19 protein-coding genes, 1 tRNA gene and 1 riboswitch are annotated in these 15,692 nt (G+C 70.3%); of the genes, 14 read left to right on the forward strand and 6 right to left on the reverse strand.

Annotation, left to right across the window (positions count from 1 at the left end; genetic code table 11):
* The 6 genes from KME66_RS22175 (at nt 1) to KME66_RS22195 (ending at nt 4,626) form a co-directional block, all read left to right on the forward strand.
* Nucleotides 1-1,005, forward strand: coding sequence for an ABC transporter substrate-binding protein (locus KME66_RS22175; protein ID WP_216325170.1), 1,005 nt, complete (start codon nt 1-3; stop codon nt 1,003-1,005).
* Entirely contained in the window at nt 1,002-2,042 is a 1,041-nt protein-coding gene (locus KME66_RS22180; protein WP_216325173.1) for an iron ABC transporter permease, read from the forward strand. Before KME66_RS22175 ends, KME66_RS22180 begins: the two co-directional genes overlap by 4 nt.
* A 251-nt stretch (nt 2,043-2,293) precedes the next feature.
* Nucleotides 2,294-3,091, forward strand: a complete 798-nt coding sequence (locus KME66_RS22185; protein WP_216325176.1) for an ABC transporter ATP-binding protein — start codon at nt 2,294-2,296, stop codon at nt 3,089-3,091.
* 69 nt (nt 3,092-3,160) lie between these two features.
* Nucleotides 3,161-3,289 carry a putative leader peptide gene (locus KME66_RS34440; protein ID WP_269086412.1) on the forward strand — a complete coding sequence of 43 codons (129 nt, stop codon included), beginning with the start codon at nt 3,161-3,163 and terminating at the stop codon, nt 3,287-3,289.
* 99 nt (nt 3,290-3,388) lie between these two features.
* Nucleotides 3,389-3,676, forward strand: coding sequence for a MoaD/ThiS family protein (locus tag KME66_RS22190; protein WP_073215943.1), 288 nt, complete (start codon nt 3,389-3,391; stop codon nt 3,674-3,676).
* On the forward strand, nt 3,676-4,626 hold the full coding sequence (locus KME66_RS22195; RefSeq protein ID WP_073215946.1) for a PLP-dependent cysteine synthase family protein: 951 nt from the start codon (nt 3,676-3,678) through the stop codon (nt 4,624-4,626). The genes KME66_RS22190 and KME66_RS22195 overlap by 1 nt, the downstream gene beginning before the upstream one ends.
* A 79-nt stretch (nt 4,627-4,705) precedes the next feature.
* Here the strand turns inward: KME66_RS22195 and KME66_RS22200 are convergent, their stop codons facing one another.
* Nucleotides 4,706-5,218, reverse strand: a complete 513-nt coding sequence (locus tag KME66_RS22200; RefSeq protein ID WP_216325178.1) for a type II toxin-antitoxin system PemK/MazF family toxin — start codon at nt 5,216-5,218, stop codon at nt 4,706-4,708.
* A gap of 238 nt (nt 5,219-5,456) precedes the next feature.
* On the opposite strand from KME66_RS22200, the gene KME66_RS22205 reads away from it, so the two are divergent.
* On the forward strand, nt 5,457-6,209 hold the full coding sequence (locus tag KME66_RS22205) for an MBL fold metallo-hydrolase (RefSeq protein ID WP_073215951.1): 753 nt from the start codon (nt 5,457-5,459) through the stop codon (nt 6,207-6,209).
* Between the two features lie 68 nt (nt 6,210-6,277).
* Here the strand turns inward: KME66_RS22205 and KME66_RS22210 are convergent, their stop codons facing one another.
* On the reverse strand, nt 6,278-7,543 hold the full coding sequence (locus KME66_RS22210) for a PTS transporter subunit EIIC (protein WP_073215954.1): 1,266 nt from the start codon (nt 7,541-7,543) through the stop codon (nt 6,278-6,280).
* A 261-nt stretch (nt 7,544-7,804) separates the two neighbouring features.
* Entirely contained in the window at nt 7,805-9,064 is a 1,260-nt protein-coding gene (locus tag KME66_RS22215) for a PTS transporter subunit EIIC (RefSeq protein WP_073215957.1), read from the reverse strand.
* A gap of 220 nt (nt 9,065-9,284) precedes the next feature.
* On the opposite strand from KME66_RS22215, the gene KME66_RS22220 reads away from it, so the two are divergent.
* The 4 genes from KME66_RS22220 (at nt 9,285) to rdgB (ending at nt 11,594) form a co-directional block, all read left to right on the forward strand.
* Complete coding sequence (locus tag KME66_RS22220) at nt 9,285-9,518, forward strand: glucose PTS transporter subunit EIIB (protein ID WP_003968866.1); 234 nt, start codon at nt 9,285-9,287, stop codon at nt 9,516-9,518.
* A 140-nt stretch (nt 9,519-9,658) separates the two neighbouring features.
* Nucleotides 9,659-10,396: a ribonuclease PH gene (gene rph, locus KME66_RS22225; RefSeq protein WP_216325179.1), complete on the forward strand. Its 738-nt coding sequence runs from the start codon at nt 9,659-9,661 to the stop codon at nt 10,394-10,396.
* Between the two features lie 124 nt (nt 10,397-10,520).
* Entirely contained in the window at nt 10,521-10,910 is a 390-nt protein-coding gene (locus tag KME66_RS22230) for a hypothetical protein (protein ID WP_073215963.1), read from the forward strand.
* Between the two features lie 81 nt (nt 10,911-10,991).
* Complete coding sequence (gene rdgB, locus KME66_RS22235; protein WP_073215966.1) at nt 10,992-11,594, forward strand: RdgB/HAM1 family non-canonical purine NTP pyrophosphatase; 603 nt, start codon at nt 10,992-10,994, stop codon at nt 11,592-11,594.
* Between the two features lie 60 nt (nt 11,595-11,654).
* Here the strand turns inward: rdgB and KME66_RS22240 are convergent.
* The 3 genes from KME66_RS22240 to bcp form a co-directional block, all read right to left on the reverse strand.
* Nucleotides 11,655-11,739, reverse strand: a tRNA-Leu gene (locus tag KME66_RS22240).
* A 342-nt stretch (nt 11,740-12,081) separates the two neighbouring features.
* Nucleotides 12,082-13,578, reverse strand: a complete 1,497-nt coding sequence (gene proP, locus KME66_RS22245; protein WP_073215969.1) for a glycine betaine/L-proline transporter ProP — start codon at nt 13,576-13,578, stop codon at nt 12,082-12,084.
* A 182-nt stretch (nt 13,579-13,760) separates the two neighbouring features.
* A complete protein-coding gene (gene bcp, locus KME66_RS22250; RefSeq protein WP_073215972.1) occupies nt 13,761-14,228 on the reverse strand; it encodes a thioredoxin-dependent thiol peroxidase in 468 nt (155 codons plus the stop codon).
* A 143-nt stretch (nt 14,229-14,371) separates the two neighbouring features.
* Between bcp and KME66_RS22255 the strand changes: the two genes are divergently transcribed.
* From KME66_RS22255 to KME66_RS22265, 3 genes are all read left to right on the forward strand, one after another.
* Entirely contained in the window at nt 14,372-14,692 is a 321-nt protein-coding gene (locus tag KME66_RS22255) for a DUF3618 domain-containing protein (protein WP_073215974.1), read from the forward strand.
* A gap of 130 nt (nt 14,693-14,822) precedes the next feature.
* Entirely contained in the window at nt 14,823-15,125 is a 303-nt protein-coding gene (locus KME66_RS22260; protein ID WP_042498713.1) for a co-chaperone GroES, read from the forward strand.
* 97 nt (nt 15,126-15,222) lie between these two features.
* Nucleotides 15,223-15,289: riboswitch (guanidine-III (ykkC-III) riboswitch) on the forward strand.
* Nucleotides 15,290-15,326: 37 nt separating this feature from the next.
* Nucleotides 15,327-15,647 (forward strand): multidrug efflux SMR transporter, encoded by a 321-nt coding sequence (locus KME66_RS22265; RefSeq protein WP_006124859.1) that lies wholly within the window; start codon nt 15,327-15,329, stop codon nt 15,645-15,647.
* The last annotated feature ends 45 nt before the right edge of the window (nt 15,648-15,692 follow it).

A 15,692-nucleotide genomic window follows, 5' to 3' on the forward strand; every position in this document is an offset into this window, starting at 1 on the left:
ATGTCCTGGCGCACCCCCGCGCTCATAGCCGCCGCCGTGCTGCTCCCGTTCACCCTCACCGCCTGCTCCACCTCCTCCGACGGCGACACCGCCACCGGGGACGAGGCAGCGGGCGAGGGCTTCCCGTACACCGTCGAGAACTGCGGTGTCACCACCACGTACAAGGCCCCGCCGAAGCGCGTCGTCACCATGAACCAGCACGTCACCGAGATCATGCTGGAACTGGGCCTCACCAAGTCCCTCGTCGGCACCGCCTACCTCGACGACCAGGTCCTGCCGAAGTACGCGAAGGACTACGCCTCCGTCCCGGTCCTCGCCAAGGAGTACCCCTCCTACGAGCAAGTCCTCGCCGCCAACCCCGACTTCGTCTACGGCGGCTACGCCAGCGCCTTCACCGCGGGCGACGGCCGCGGCCGCGAGGCGTTCAAGAAGGCGGGCATCCGGACCCGCCTCAACGCCGAGAGCTGCACCCAGGGCGACCAGCCCATGGACACCCTCTACGAGGAGATCCGCGAGGTCGGCCGCACCTTCGGCGTCAGCGACCGCGCCGAGGCCTGGATCAAGCAGGCCAAGGCCGACAACGCCGCCACCGCGAAGAAGCTGGCCGACCTGAAGCCGCTCTCCGTCTTCGTCTACGACAGCGGCGACAAGACCGCCTTCACCGCGGGCGGCGAGGGCATCGGCAACGAGCTGATCGAACGGGCCGGCGGCACCAACGTCTTCGCCGACCTCGACAAGCCCTTCGGCGACGCCTCCTGGGAGAACGTCGTCGACCGCAGGCCCGAGGTCATCGTGATCTACGACTACGGCGCCACCACCGTCGAACAGAAGAAGAAGCGCCTCCTCACCGACCCGGCCCTCGCCGACGTCCCCGCCGTCAAGAACAAGCGCTTCGCCGTCATGCCGCTGTCCGACGCGGTCCTCGGCGTCCGCGTCCCCGCCGCCGTCGACAAGCTCGCGGCCCAGCTCCACCCGGAGGCGGTCGAGGCGGCCACCACCCCGTGACCTGCCGCGCCCCCGCACCGCGGCGGCCGCTCCGTTACGTCCTGGTGCTCGGCGTCCTCGCCGCGCTCCTGGCCGTAGCGGTGCTCGCCGCCCTCGCCCTCGGCTCCGTCCGCATCCCGCCCGGCCAGGTGCTGGACATCCTGACCGGGCGGGCGGAGGCGAGCCCGTTCCGCACGATCGTCCTGGACGTCCGGCTGCCCCGGGTCCTGCTCGGCATCGTCGTCGGCGCCGGACTCGCCGTCATCGGCACCGTCCTCCAGGCCCTCGTCCGCAACCAGCTCGCCGACCCGTTCCTCCTCGGCGTCTCCTCCGGGGCCTCCACCGGCGCGGTCCTGGTCATCGTCCTCGGCATCGGGGCGTCCCTCGCCACCACCGTCACGATCCCCGCCGCCGCCTTCGCCGGCGCGCTGCTCTCGCTGCTGCTCGTCTACACCCTGGCCCGCGGCGGCGGCGGGATCACCACCAGCCGGCTCGTCCTCGCCGGGGTCGCCGTCTCCTACGTCCTGTCCGCCCTGACCAGCCTGATCCTCGTCACCTCCGCCCGCGCCGACCACCTCCAGGAAGTCCTCTACTGGACCCTCGGCGGCCTCGGCGCCGCCCGCTGGGACATGCTCGCGCTCCCCGCGGTCACCCTGGCCGCGGGCACCGCCGTCCTCCTCACCCTCGCCCGCCCGCTCGACCTGCTCCTGGTGGGCGAGGAGGGCGCGACCGTCCTCGGCCTCGACACCGCCCGCTTCCGGGCCGCCGTCTTCGTCCTCGCCTCCCTGATGACCGGGGTGCTCGTCGCGTACAGCGGGGCGATCGGCTTCATCGGCCTGATGGTCCCGCACATGGCCCGGATGGCGGTCGGCGCCGCCCACCGCGCGCTGCTCCCGGTCGTCGCACTCGGCGGCGCGGTCTTCCTGCTCCTCGCCGACCTCGCGGCCCGGACGCTCGCCGCCCCGCAGGACATCCCGGTCGGGGTGCTCACCGCGCTGACGGGCGGCCCGTTCTTCCTCTGGATGCTGCGGCGCAGGCCCGAAGGAGCACCGGCGTGAGGCCCGCCGCGACCGGGCCCGGCGAGCACCGGCACGCCCCCGGGCCGAGGTCGAGCACCGGCACGCCCCCGTCCGAAGGAGCACCGGCACGATCACGCCGCGCCCCGGGGGAGCACCCGCACGACGACCGTACGCACGGCTGGAGGAGCCGCACGACGACCGTACGCACGGCTGGAGGAGCCGCACGACGACCGTACGCACGGCTGGAGGAGCCGCATGACGACCGTACGCACGGCTGAGGGAGCCCGCCCGTGACCACCCTGCGCACCGAGGGCCTCTCGTTCGGGACCGGCGAGGGCCGCCATCTCGTCGACGCCGTCGACCTCACCGCCGCCGACGGCGAGACCGTCGGCCTCGTCGGCCCCAACGGCAGCGGCAAGACCACCCTGCTGCGCTGCGTCTACGGGACCCTGCGCCCCACCCACGGCCGCGTCCTCCTCGACGGCGACGACCTCGCCACCCTCCCCGTGAAGGCCCGCGCCCAGCGCATCGCCACCGTCCCGCAGGACGGCCACGCCGGATTCGAGCTCACCGTCGGGCAGGTCGTGGCGATGGGCCGCGCCCCGCACAAGCGGTTCTGGGAGTCCGACACCGCCGCGGACACCGCTCTGGTCACCGAGGCCCTCGACCGGGTCGGGATCGCCGCACTCGAAGCCCGGACGTTCACCTCCCTCTCCGGCGGCGAACGCCAGCGGGCCCTGGTCGCCCGCGCCCTCGTCCAGCAGCCCTCGCTCGTCGTGCTGGACGAGCCCACCAACCACCTGGACATCCGCTACCAGCTGGAGATTCTCTCCCTGGTCCGCGAACTCGGCACCACCAACCTCCTCGCCCTGCACGACCTCAATCTCGCCGCCTACTACTGCGACCGCCTCTACGTCCTCAAGGACGGCCGGGTCGTCGCGTCCGGCACCCCGGAGGAGGTCCTCACGGCCGAACTGCTCGGCGAGGTGTACGGCGTCGCCGCCGAGGTCAGCGCCCACCCGAAGACCGGCGCACCCACGGTCGTCTACCTCCCGGAAGGATCCGGACACCCCACCCTGTCCACATAGCGGCCATCATCCATCCACGATGTGGGATCACACTCGGGTTTCCGCACAGGGAATCGATACGATGCCCGCATGGTTCCCCATGACGTGAGCAACAAGACGCCGGGCACGCTGCTCGTCGCGCGGCTGCACGTCGACCTGTGCAGGCTGGCGAGCGCGATCTGTCCCGCCCGCACCCTGCCCGTGAGCCGCCCGGCCTGAGCCGCGGTCCGCGCGCCCACCCACACGCACCACCCCCCGCGCGGGGGCCATCACACGCGCGCCCCACGCCACCTCCCGCTTCCGACAGGAGCCCACGCCATGGCCATCGAGGTCCGCATCCCGACCATCCTCCGCACCTACACCGACGGCGCGAAGGCCGTCGAAGGCACCGGGGACACCCTCGCCGACCTCTTCGCCGACCTGGACAGCCGCCACACCGGCATCCGTGAGCGCATCGTCGACGGCGCGAACGGCGAACAGCTGCGCCGCTTCGTGAACGTCTACCTCAACGACGAGGACGTCCGCTTCCTCGACGGCATCTCCACCAAGCTCAGCGACGGCGACAACGTCACGATCCTCCCGGCCGTCGCCGGCGGCATGCGCTGATGCGGTACGACTCCCCGCTGGCGGCCGTGGGGAACACCCCCCTCGTCCGCCTCCCGCGGCTGTCCCCGTCCGAGGACGTCCGCATCTGGGCCAAGCTGGAGGACCGCAACCCCACGGGCTCGATCAAGGACCGCCCCGCGCTCCACATGGTCGAACAGGCCGAGAAGGACGGCCGGCTCACCCCCGGCTGCACCATCCTGGAGCCCACCAGCGGCAACACCGGCATCTCGCTCGCCATGGCGGCCAAGCTCAAGGGCTACCGCATCGTGTGCGTCATGCCGGAGAACACCTCCCAGGAACGGCGCGACCTGCTCGCCATGTGGGGAGCCGAGATCATCTCCTCCCCGGCCGCCGGCGGCTCCAACACCGCGGTCCGCGTCGCGAAGGAACTGAGCGAGGAGCACCCCGACTGGGTGATGCTCTACCAGTACGGCAACCCGGACAACGCGGGCGCCCACTACGCGACCACCGGCCCGGAGATCCTCACCGACCTCCCGTCCATCACCCACTTCGTGGCGGGCCTCGGCACCACCGGCACCCTCATGGGCGTCGGCCGCTACCTCCGCGAGCACCGCCCCGGCATCCGGATCGTCGCCGCCGAACCGCGCTACGACGACCTGGTCTACGGTCTCCGTAACCTCGACGAGGGCTTCGTCCCCGAGCTGTACGACGCCTCCGTCCTCACCACCCGCTTCTCGGTGGGCTCCGCCGACGCGGTCACCCGCACCCGCGAACTCCTCCAGCAGGAGGGCATCTTCGCGGGCGTCTCCACCGGCGCCGCCCTCCACGCGGCGATCGGCGTCGGGAAGAAGGCGGTCAAGGCGGGGGAGAGCGCCGACATCGTCTTCGTCGTGGCGGACGGCGGCTGGAAGTACCTGTCGACGGGCGTCTACACGGCCGAGACGACGGAAGCCGCGATCGAAACCCTCCAGGGCCAGCTCTGGGCCTGAGCCCTTGAGCGCGATCCTCTGAGCCCTGCGGCGACGGGGGAGCGGGGCCCGGGGCAGCGCCCCGCAAGGGCCCCGCCCCTCACCCCGCCCCCAGCTTCCGTACGCGCTCCCACAGCCCGGGATCGACCGCCCCCACCCTCCGCCGGAACGCGTCGACCCGCACCTCGCGCAGCTCGTCCGTCTCCAGGAAGCTCCGCCGCCCCTGCCGGTCCCCGACCGTCCCGGCCGGCAACGCGATCACCCCGGGCCGCTCCTCGTGGTGCTTGCTGGTGATCTTCGCGACCACCGCCGTACGCCCCGCGCCCCGCCCCCGTACCGAGATCACCAGACACGGCCGGTCCTTCGACCCGGGCCCGTCCTCGTACGGCACATCGGCCCACCACACCTCGCCCGCCCGCGGCCCCCGCCCATCCGGCCGCGAAGGACGCGAGGGACGGGACGGCCGGGACGGCGGCCGGGACGACCCCGCCGGCCGCCGTCCCGGCCGCCGGGACCGGGGCCCCCGGTCCGACCGGCCCCGGCCGTCCACCACCGCGGCGACGAGCGCGAGCAGAACCACGGCGACCAGCGCCACCCACCAGAACGTGTTCATCCCCCGACCGTACCGGCGGGCGCGGCACGCCCCCGAGGGCCCGGCCGTGGACGCGCTTCCATCGAACCGGTGACAGAGCAGGTGAGTTCCCCCACAACGGAGGGCAGCGGAGGAGCGACGTGGAGTTTCGCGCCTTACGCTCGACGAACCGCAAAACCGATCCCGCAGGAACCACCACCAGGCTCCGGCGGACTCGCCCGAACCCTCCCCGTTCCCGCGCCCCGGAGGTTCACGCTCCATGAAGCTCACCGTCGTCGGCTGCTCCGGCTCGTTCCCCTCCAAGGGTTCGGCATGCTCGAGCTACCTCGTAGAGGCCGACGGCTTCCGGCTGCTCCTCGACATGGGCAACGGCGCCCTCGGCGAGCTGCAGCGCCACGTCGGTCTCTACGACCTCGACGCGATCTTCCTCAGCCACCTGCACGCCGACCACTGCATCGACATGTGCGCCTACTTCGTCGTGCGCTACTACCCCCACGGCGGCGGCCGCCCCCGGCCCCTCCCGGTCTACGGCCCCGAGGGCACCGAGCAGCGGCTGACCGCGGCCCACGGAGACACCCCCTCGGACCGGGCGATGAGCGAGGTCTTCGACTTCCACACCCTCAAGCCGGGGTCCTTCGAGATCGGCCCGTTCTCGGTCCGTACGGAGAAGCTCCGCCACCCCGTCGACACCTTCGGCATCCGGGTCGAGCACGGCGGCTCCTCACTCGCCTACTCCGGTGACACGGGGACCTGCGACGCGCTGGAGGAGCTGGCCCGGGACGTGGACCTCTTCCTCTGCGAGGCGTCCTTCGTCGACGGCAAGGAGGACATCCCCGACCTGCACCTCAACGGCCGCGAGGCCGGCGAGGCGGCGGCCCGCGCCGGAGCGCGCCGGCTCGTCCTCACCCACATCCCGCCGTGGACCGACGCCGACCGCAACGCCGCCGACGCCCGTGCGGCCTACCCGGGCCCGGTGGAGCTGGCCGTACCGGGAGCGGTGTACGAGATCTGAGCGCGCCTGCGACGAGACCCCCCGCCTCCAGGAGGCGGGGGGTCTCGTCGCAGGGGCCTGCGGGCGGGCTACTTCGCCTCGGCCTTCTGGAGCTCGGCGAGCTCCTCGTCCGACTCCCGGCCCGGGGTCGGGATGTTGAACTTGATGATCGCGAACCGGAAGATCGCGTAGTAGAGCACCGCGAAGCAGAGGCCGACCAGGGCCAGCATCCAGGGCTTCGACGCGATACCCAGGTTGAGCAGGAAGTCGATCAGGCCGGCGGAGAAGCCGAAGCCGTCCTTCATGCCGAGCGCCCAGGTCAGGGCCATCGACACACCGGTCAGCACCGCGTGGACCGCGTACAGCACCGGGGCGATGAACATGAACGTGAACTCGATCGGCTCGGTCACACCGGTGACGAACGACGTCAGCGCGAGGGAGAACATCATGCCGCCGACGACCTTGCGGCGCTCGGGGCGGGCGCAGTGGACGATCGCGAGGCAGGCCGCCGGGAGGGCGAACATCATGATCGGGAAGAAGCCGGTCATGAACTGCCCGGCGCTCGGGTCGCCCTCCAGGAAGCGGGCGATGTCGCCGTGCTTGCCGTTGTACTCGCCCGCCTGGAACCACGGGAAGGAGTTCAGCAGGTGGTGCATGCCGACCGGGATCAGGGCACGGTTGGCGACACCGAAGATACCCGCGCCGACGGCGCCGGAGCCGACCAGCCACTCACCGAAGTTGTGCAGACCGGTGCCGAGGACCGGCCAGATCAGACCGAAGACGATACCGATCACGAGACCCGCGAAGGCGGAGAGGATCGGGACCAGGCGGCGGCCGCTGAAGAAGCCCGCCCAGTCGGGCAGCTTCGTCCGGTAGAACTTCTGGTAGAGCAGCGCCACGACGATACCCATCACGACACCGCCGAGTACACCGGCGTTGACGGGGGCGTCGTTCATCACGATCTTGCCGTCGGCGACGCTGGCGACCTGCGGCAGGTTGCTGTCCGTGAAGGTGGCGAGCACCTTCTGGAACACGAGGTAGCCGGTGACGGCGGCGAGCGCGGTCGAGCCGTCCGACTTCTTCGCGAAGCCGATCGCGATGCCGACGGCGAAGAGCAGCGGCATGTTGTCGAGGAGAGCGCCACCGCCCGCGGCCATGTAGCCGGCGAGCTTCGTGATGAAGGTCGGGAACGAGTCGCGTCCCAGCATGTCGTCCTGGCCGAAGCGAACCAGGAGCGCGGCGGCCGGCAGCACGGCGACCGGCAGCATGAGGCTGCGGCCGATGCGCTGCATGACGGCCATGGCGCCGGCGCCCTTCTTCTTCTCGGCCGCGGGTGCGGTCTCAGCCGTGGTCATCAACTTCCTCCATGGGACACGGTGCCGCCCGGGACGTTGATGCGGGGAGGCGGCGACTCGGCAGACCCTGCGGCAGAGCGCCGTGGTCTGGACCACTCAGTGGTGTAGACCAGTTTTAGCACGGTGAGGGTTAGATAAGGAACCTTCAATTCCCATCTCATTCGCAGTAGCAGACTCGGCACGTTCGGTGACATGCCGAAGGCCCCCGGACCGGGCGGTCCGAGGGCCTTCTTCAGCCGGGGTCAAGGCCCCGCTGTGCTGCTACTTCGTCAGATCCTTCTCGATCTCCCGCTCGATCTCCTCGGGCTCGCGCCCCGGTGTCTTGAGGTCGAACTTGGTGATCGCGAAGCGGAAGATCACGTAGTAGACCACGGCGAAGCACGCGCCGATCGGGATGATCAGCCAGGGTTTCGTATCCAGATGCCAGTTGACGACGTAGTCGATCAGCCCGGCCGAGAAGCTGAACCCCGCATGCACCCCCAGCAGCCAGGTGATGCCCATGGAGGCCCCGGTGAGCACCGCGTGCACGCCGTACAGCAGCGGCGCGACGAACATGAACGAGAACTCGATCGGCTCGGTCACGCCCGTGACGAACGAGGTCAGCGCCACCGAGACCATCAGGCCCCCGACCTCCTTGCGGCGCTCGGGCCGCGCGCAGTGCGTGATCGCCAGGGCCGCGGCCGGCAGGCCGAACATCATGATCGGGAAGAAGCCCGAGGTGAACTGGCCGGCCGACGGGTCCTGGGCGAAGAAGCGGGAGATGTCGCCCTGGACGGTCTGGCCGTCCGTCCCGGTGTACTCGCCCGCCTGGAACCAGAAGAACGTGTTCAGGAACTGGTGCATGCCGATCGGGATCAGCAGCCGGTTCGCGAAGCCGAAGATCGCCGCACCCCACGAACCGAGGTCGATCAGCTGCTTGGAGAACCAGGTCAGCCCGTCGCCCACCGGCTGCCACAGGAGCCCGAACAGGACGCCGAGGACCACGCAGAGGAACGCCATCAGGATCGGCACCAGGCGGCGCCCGTTGAAGAAGCCCAGCCAGTCCACCAGCTTGGTCCGGTGGTAGCGCTGCCAGACGACGGCGGTCAGCAGGCCGATCAGGATGCCGCCGAGCACGCCCGGGTTCTGCGGCTCGCCGTCCGGCAGCTCGTCCGTCACGGTGCCGTCGATGGGGAAGGCGGTCAGCACCCCCCGGTAGACGAGGAAACCGACGACCGCCGCCAGCGCGGTGGACCCGTCCGCCTTCTTCGCGAAACCGATGGCCACGCCGATGCAGAACAGCAGGGGCAGGCCGAGTTCGCCGTCGAGAATCGCGCCGCCGCCGTTGAGCAGGAGCTTCGACGTCTTGTCCCAGAAGGCGCCGTGCAGGTAGGAGCCGAACAGGTTGCCGAGGCTGACGAGCAGGCCGGCGGCGGGGAGGACGGCCACGGGGAGCTGGAGACTGCGTCCGACCTTCTGGAGGCCCTGAACCGGTCCGTTCCACCATTTCTGCTGCGGTGCCGCAGCGGCGTTCGAACTCATGGGCGTCCTCCCGGAACACTTCGCGTTTGGCGGGCGTTGCAAACTGGTGTAGACCAGTTGCGTCACGGTTCGGGCCCCGCCCCTGAAGGCAGGGGACCGGTGATCGTCATCTTTCGGGATCGCCCGGTTACCCGCCCGCGAAGTTGGGCCAACCGTGCGTTACCGTGACGAAACGGACCCGCAGCGGGCGGCCGTCTGCGCGTGAAACAGGGAGAAGGACATGGCCACCAAGGCTGAGAAGATCGTCGCCGGGCTCGGCGGCATCGACAACATCGACGAGATCGAAGGCTGCATCACCCGCCTCCGCACCGAGGTCCACGACCCCGAGAAGGTCGACGAAGCCGCGCTCAAGGCCGCCGGCGCCCACGGCGTCGTCAAGATGGGCACCGCGATCCAGGTCGTCATCGGCACCGACGCGGACCCCATCGCCGCCGACATCGAAGACATGATGTGACCGGCTGACCCCCGCCGGACCCCGCGGCCACGCCTCCACGAGGCGCCCGCACCCGCAGGCCCCGTACCCCCACCGCAGGCGGACGGGGCCTGCGCCACACCCGAACGGAGCCACCCCCGCCAACGGATAAAGTCGGGCCCATGTCTCGCATCGACGGCCGCACCCCCGAACAGCTCCGCCCCGTCACCATCGAACGCGGCTGGAGCAAGCACGCCGAAGGCTCCGTCCTCATCTCCTTCGGCGACACCAGAGTCCTCTGCACCGCCTCCGTCACCGAAGGCGTCCCGCGCTGGCGCAAGGGCAGCGGCGAAGGCTGGGTCACCGCCGAATACTCCATGCTGCCCCGCTCCACCAACACCCGCGGCGACCGCGAAGCCGTACGCGGCAAGATCGGCGGCCGCACCCACGAGATCAGCCGCCTCATCGGCCGCTCCCTGCGCGCCGTCATCGACTACAAGGCCCTCGGCGAGAACACCGTCGTCCTGGACTGCGACGTCCTCCAGGCCGACGGAGGCACCCGCACCGCCGCCATCACCGGCGCCTACGTCGCCCTCGCCGACGCCGTCGCCTGGGCCCAGGGCAAGAAGATCGTCAAGGCCGGACGCAAGCCGCTCACCGACACCGTCGCCGCCATCAGCGTCGGCATCGTCGACGGCGCCCCGCTGCTCGACCTCTGCTACGAGGAGGACGTCCGGGCCGAGACCGACATGAACGTCGTCTGCACCGGCGACGGCCGCTTCGTCGAAGTCCAGGGCACCGCCGAAGGCACCCCCTTCGACCGCAAGGAGCTGGGCTCCCTCCTCGACCTGGCCACCGCGGGCTGCGTCGACCTCGCCGCAGTCCAGCGCGACGCACTCGCCACCTCGCTCAACGTGTAGCGACTCGCCCTCCCCGGGTAAAGAAGCAACCAAATACGCACCACAGAGCGTCGTTACGGATACGGACGCACGGGTCGAACCGTGCGTCCGTCCACGTACCGACCCCCGGGGAGGGACCCGCACCATGGCATCGCGCCGCCACCGACGTATCGCACTCGCCACCGCCGCCACCCTGCTGACCCTGACCACGGCAGCGGGCTGCGCCGGCCTCGACAAGGCGCTCGACTGCGTCCGCACCGCCGACGCCATCGCCACCAGCGTCAACAACCTCCAGCAGGCCGTCTCCAACGCCTCCGACGACATCACCCAGGCCTCCGAGTCCCTGGACGAGATCGACCGCGAGCTCAAGGCGCTCGACGACACCACGGACAACGCCGACCTCTCCAAGGCCGTGGACGACCTCCAGCAGGGCGTCTCCCAGGTCCGCACGTCCATCGAGGCGGGCGACGCCACCCCCGACATCACCCCGGTGACGGACGCGGCGACGGAGATCGGCAAGGTCTGCAGCCCGTAAGGCCACCGGCACAAGAAGGGCGAAGGGGAGGGGCCGGGCCGGCCGAAGCATCCGACGTGCCGGCCCGGCGATAATCCCCCCATGAAGCGCCTGATCCTCGCCACCCGCAACGCCGGGAAAATCACCGAACTCCACGCCATCCTCGCCGACGCGGGACTCGACCTCGACCTCGTCGGCGCGGACGCGTACCCCGACATCCCCGACGTCAAGGAAACCGGCGTCACCTTCGCCGAGAACGCGCTCCTCAAGGCCCACGCCCTGGCCCGGGCCACGGGCCTGCCCGCCGTGGCCGACGACTCCGGCCTCTGCGTGGACGTCCTCGGCGGCGCCCCCGGCATCTTCTCGGCCCGCTGGTCCGGCACCCACGGCGACGACCGGGCCAACCTGAACCTGCTCCTGGCCCAGCTCGGCGACATCGACACCCCGCACCGGGGCGCCTACTTCGCCTGCGCCGCCGCCCTGGCCCTCCCCGACGGCACGGAACGCGTGGTCGAGGGCCGCCTGAACGGCATCCTCCGCCACACCCCGTCCGGCACGAACGGCTTCGGCTACGACCCGATCCTCCAGCCGGAGGGCGAGCGGCGCACCTGCGCGGAACTGACCCCGGCGGAGAAGAACGCGATCAGCCACCGCGGGAAGGCGTTCCGGGCGTTGGCGCCGGTGGTGGGGGAGTTGGTGGGCTGAGGAGGCCGACGACGTGAAACGGCCTGCGCATCAGTGCACCGATGCGCAGGCCGTTCTCGGTGCGGCGGAAGGGATTCGAACCCTCAAGCCGTTTCACGGGCCACAGATCCTAAGTCTGCTGTGTCGCCAGTTGCACCACCGCCGCCAGACGCATGTCATCGTACCGGGCGGGTCGCGGAGGTGATGGGCGACTTTCGTTCCTGGGCGAGGGTGCGTCCTTCCGCCTCGGCGCCCGGTGCTGACGACGGCGTGGTGACGCGGGCACAACCGCCGAAGACTCTCGGCGCGGCCATCGCTCTCGTCTCCGGCGATCTGCCGCTCCAACAGGGGCCGTTGAGGTCCGCTGCCACGAATCGTTTATCGGACAGTCTCGCCCGAATTCCGGCGAGGACGGCGAAGGAGCCCCTGGCGCAGGTGAACGGCCCGTACCGCCCACGTCGGGCGGTACGGGCCGTTCACCGAGGAAGGGGGCCCGGACGGGGCAAGGTCAGAACTTCGGTTCCGGGGCCTGTGCCTGGACCAGTTCCGCCGCCTCCTCGTCCGTCTCCACCGACGGCGGGGAGCCGATCAGCGGCTTCTGGGCGGTCTCCTTCATGCAGGCCACCGCGATCACGCCGATCAGGGCCGCCGCCATCGCGTAGTACGCCGGCATCAGGTTGGAGCCCGTCCAGCTGATCAGGGCCGTGATCACCAGCGGTGTCGTGCCGCCGAAGAGCGACGCCGAGAGGTTGTAGCCGACCGACAGGGACCCGTAGCGCACGTGGGTCGGGAACAGTGCCGGCAGCGCCGCCGACATCGTGCCGAGCATGCAGACCAGCGAGAGGCCCAGCAGCAGCATGCCGATCGTGATCGGGAGGATGCCGTCGATCCGGATGAGGAGGAAGGAGGGCAGGGAGAGGAAGAGGAAGCCCAGCATGCCGGTCATCAGCAGCGGTTTGCGGCCGAAGCGGTCGGAGAGCTTGCCGATCTGGGCGATGATCGTCATCAGGAACACCATCACCGCCAGCAGGATCAGCAGCCCGTGCGTCTCGCTGTAGCCCAGCTCGTCGGAGAGGTACGTCGGCATGTACGACAGCAGCATGTAGTCGGTGATGTTGTACGCGCCGACCAGGCAGATGCAGAGGATCAGGGTCGGCCAGTACTGCCGGAAGATCTTCGCCAGGTCGCCCTTGGCCGTGGCCTCGACGCCGTCGGCCGCCTCCGTCGCGTGCGCGGTGCCGCCCTCCAGCTTCTGGAAGGCCGGGGTCTCGTCGAGCTTCAGTCGCAGGTAGAGGCCGACCAGGCCCAGCGGGCCCGCGACGAGGAACGGGATCCTCCACCCCCAGGCCTCCATCTGGGCGTCGCTCAGCAGGGCGTACAGGGCCGTGACGAGGCCCGCCGCGCCGACGTAGCCGGCCAGGGTGCCGAACTCCAGGAAGCTGCCGAAGAAGCCGCGCCGTTTGTCGGGGGCGTACTCGGCGATGAACGTCGAGGCGCCGCCGTACTCACCGCCGGTCGAGAAGCCCTGGAGCATCCGGAAGAAGATCAGCAGGACCGCGGCCCACACGCCGATCGTGTCGTGCGAGGGGATCAGGCCGATCGCGAACGTGCCGACCGCCATCAGGATCATCGTCAGTGCGAGGACCTTCTTGCGGCCGAGCTTGTCTCCCATCGGGCCGAAGAACATCCCGCCGAGCGGGCGTACGAGGAAGGCCACCGCGAAGGTCGCGAAGGAGGACAGCAGCTGGGTGGTGTCGTTGCCGGACGGGAAGAACACGTGTCCGATCGTCACGGCCAGGTAGGAGTAGATCCCGAAGTCGAACCACTCCATGGCGTTGCCCAGCGAGGCCGCCTTCACGGCACGCTTCACCGCGGCGTCGTCCGTGACCGTGATGTCCGTCCGGCGCAGCCGCGGATTCTGGCGCTTCCGGATGGCCCGGAAGAGCGCGGGGTGGCGTTTGACCGCTGCTGGGTCGGCCGCCTGGTGGGGGTCGGGGGCCGCCATGGCCGGGGTCCTTTCCTCGAAGGGTGTTCCAGGAAAGGCTTCTGCGCGGAGTTGACGGCCGCAAACCGACTTCATGGGTCGATGCGATCTCCCTCACACGATCTCGACATCCCGGGGCGTGTTCCGCTGTCGGAGCGGGGTGCCGGGATCGTGTGAGGGGACGGGTCCCGCTCGGGGGACCGTCAGATGCCCAGGTCCCTGATGATCTTCGCCACGTGGCCGGTGGCCTTGACGTTGTAGAACGCGTGTTCGACCTTGCCGTCCTCGTCGACGACGACGGTGGAACGGATCACGCCCGTCACCACTTTGCCGTAGAGCTTCTTCTCGCCGAAGGCGCCGTACGCGGCCAAAGTTTCCTTGGCCGGGTCGCCCACCAGGGTGACCTTGAGGTTTTCCGTGTCGCGGAACTTCGCGAGCTTCTCCGGCTTGTCGGGGGACACGCCGATGACGTCGTACCCGGCGTTCGCCAGGAGGTCGAGGTTGTCCGTGAAGTCGCAGGCCTGCTTGGTGCATCCGGGGGTAAGAGCGGCCGGGTAGAAGTAGACGATGACCTTGCGGCCCTTGTGGTCCGCGAGCGACACCTCGTTGCCGTCGGCGTCGGGAAGGGTGAAGGCGGGAGCGGGGTCGCCGGGCTTCAGTCGCTCGCTCATGTGGTTCTCCTCGGGTGGTGCGCGGGTCGGACGGGACCGAGGGTAATAGGGGTGCCGCCGGGTGTGCGGAGGTTCGAGCTGACAGACTGTCGACGAAGGTTTCAGACGAAGGTTCAACGGACGACGACCACGGAGGCGGCGCAGTGTCGGATGCCAGGACCCCTGCGCAGATCGAGGCGGACATCATCAGCAGGCGGGAGCAGCTCGCTGTGGTGCTCGACGAGATCGGGGTGCGCGTACACCCGAAGACGATCATCGGAGATGCCAAGGCGAAGGCGGCCCAGACCGTGGACCGGACCGCCGGCCGTGCCTTCGTCGCGGTGAACCGCTCGGTGTCGGAGGTGAAGGACCGGTTCGTGGCGGAGGACGGCTCGCCGCGGCTTGAGCGGGTGATCCCCGCGGCGCTGGTCGTGGTCGGCGTGGTGGGGCTGCTGGCCGCGGCGAAGCGCCGCCGCCGCGCGTGATCCGAACCCGGAGGCGTACGGTCCGGCCCGCGGCAGGTAGGTTGCGGGCGTGAGCGAGAACACCCCCGGGAACACCACCCCCGGCACCATCACCCCCGGCGCCCCGCACGACGACAAGCTGCCGATCCGGATGCTGCACGACCGTGTGCTCGTGCGGAACGACGCGTCCGAGGGCGAGCGGCGTTCCGGCGGGGGCATCCTGATCCCGGCGACGGCCGCGGTCGGCCGTCGGCTTGCCTGGGCCGTCGTCGTGGCGGTCGGGCAGAACGTGCGGACGGTGGAGCCCGGCGACCGGGTGCTGTACGACCCCGAGGACCGGGCCGAGGTCGAGGTGCGGGGCGTGGCGTACGTCCTGATGCGGGAGCGCGATCTGCACGCGGTGGCCGCCGACCGGTTCGAGGGGTCGGTGGATTCGACCGGGCTGTATCTGTAGGCCCCCCGCCTGTGGTTGTCCACCCCGGGTTTCCCGTCGGTGGTTTCCTGACGATGGCCGTGAGGGCCTGGTGACCGGTGTCACCAGGTCCTTTCCGTATGTGTTGCTAGGGTGGAACCACCCCGACGAGACGCGCCGTACCGGGTTGGCAAAGACGACGCACCCGTGAAGTGGTCCGTGTGTGTCGTCGGAGGTTCTGTCATGGCGTGGGTTCTGCTGGTCGTCGCCGGTCTGCTCGAAGTCGGCTGGTCGATCGGGATGAAGTACACCGAGGGGTTCACCCGGTTGTGGCCGAGCGTGTTCACCGGCCTCGGGATCGTGGCGAGCATGGTGCTGCTGTCGCATGCGGCGAAGACGCTGCCGATCGGTACGGCGTACGGCGTGTGGGTCGGTATCGGCGCGGCCGGTGCGGCGATCCTGGGCATGGTCGTGCTGAACGAGCCGGTGACCGCCGCCCGGATCTTCTTCGTCTGTCTGCTGCTGGTGGCCGTGGTCGGCCTGAAGGCGACCTCGGGGCACTGAGAGGCCGTCCCGGGGCCTGCCCGCCTGCCTCCTGCCTGCCCTGCG

The organism is Streptomyces sp. YPW6 (genome assembly GCF_018866325.1).
Lineage (GTDB): Bacteria > Actinomycetota > Actinomycetes > Streptomycetales > Streptomycetaceae > Streptomyces.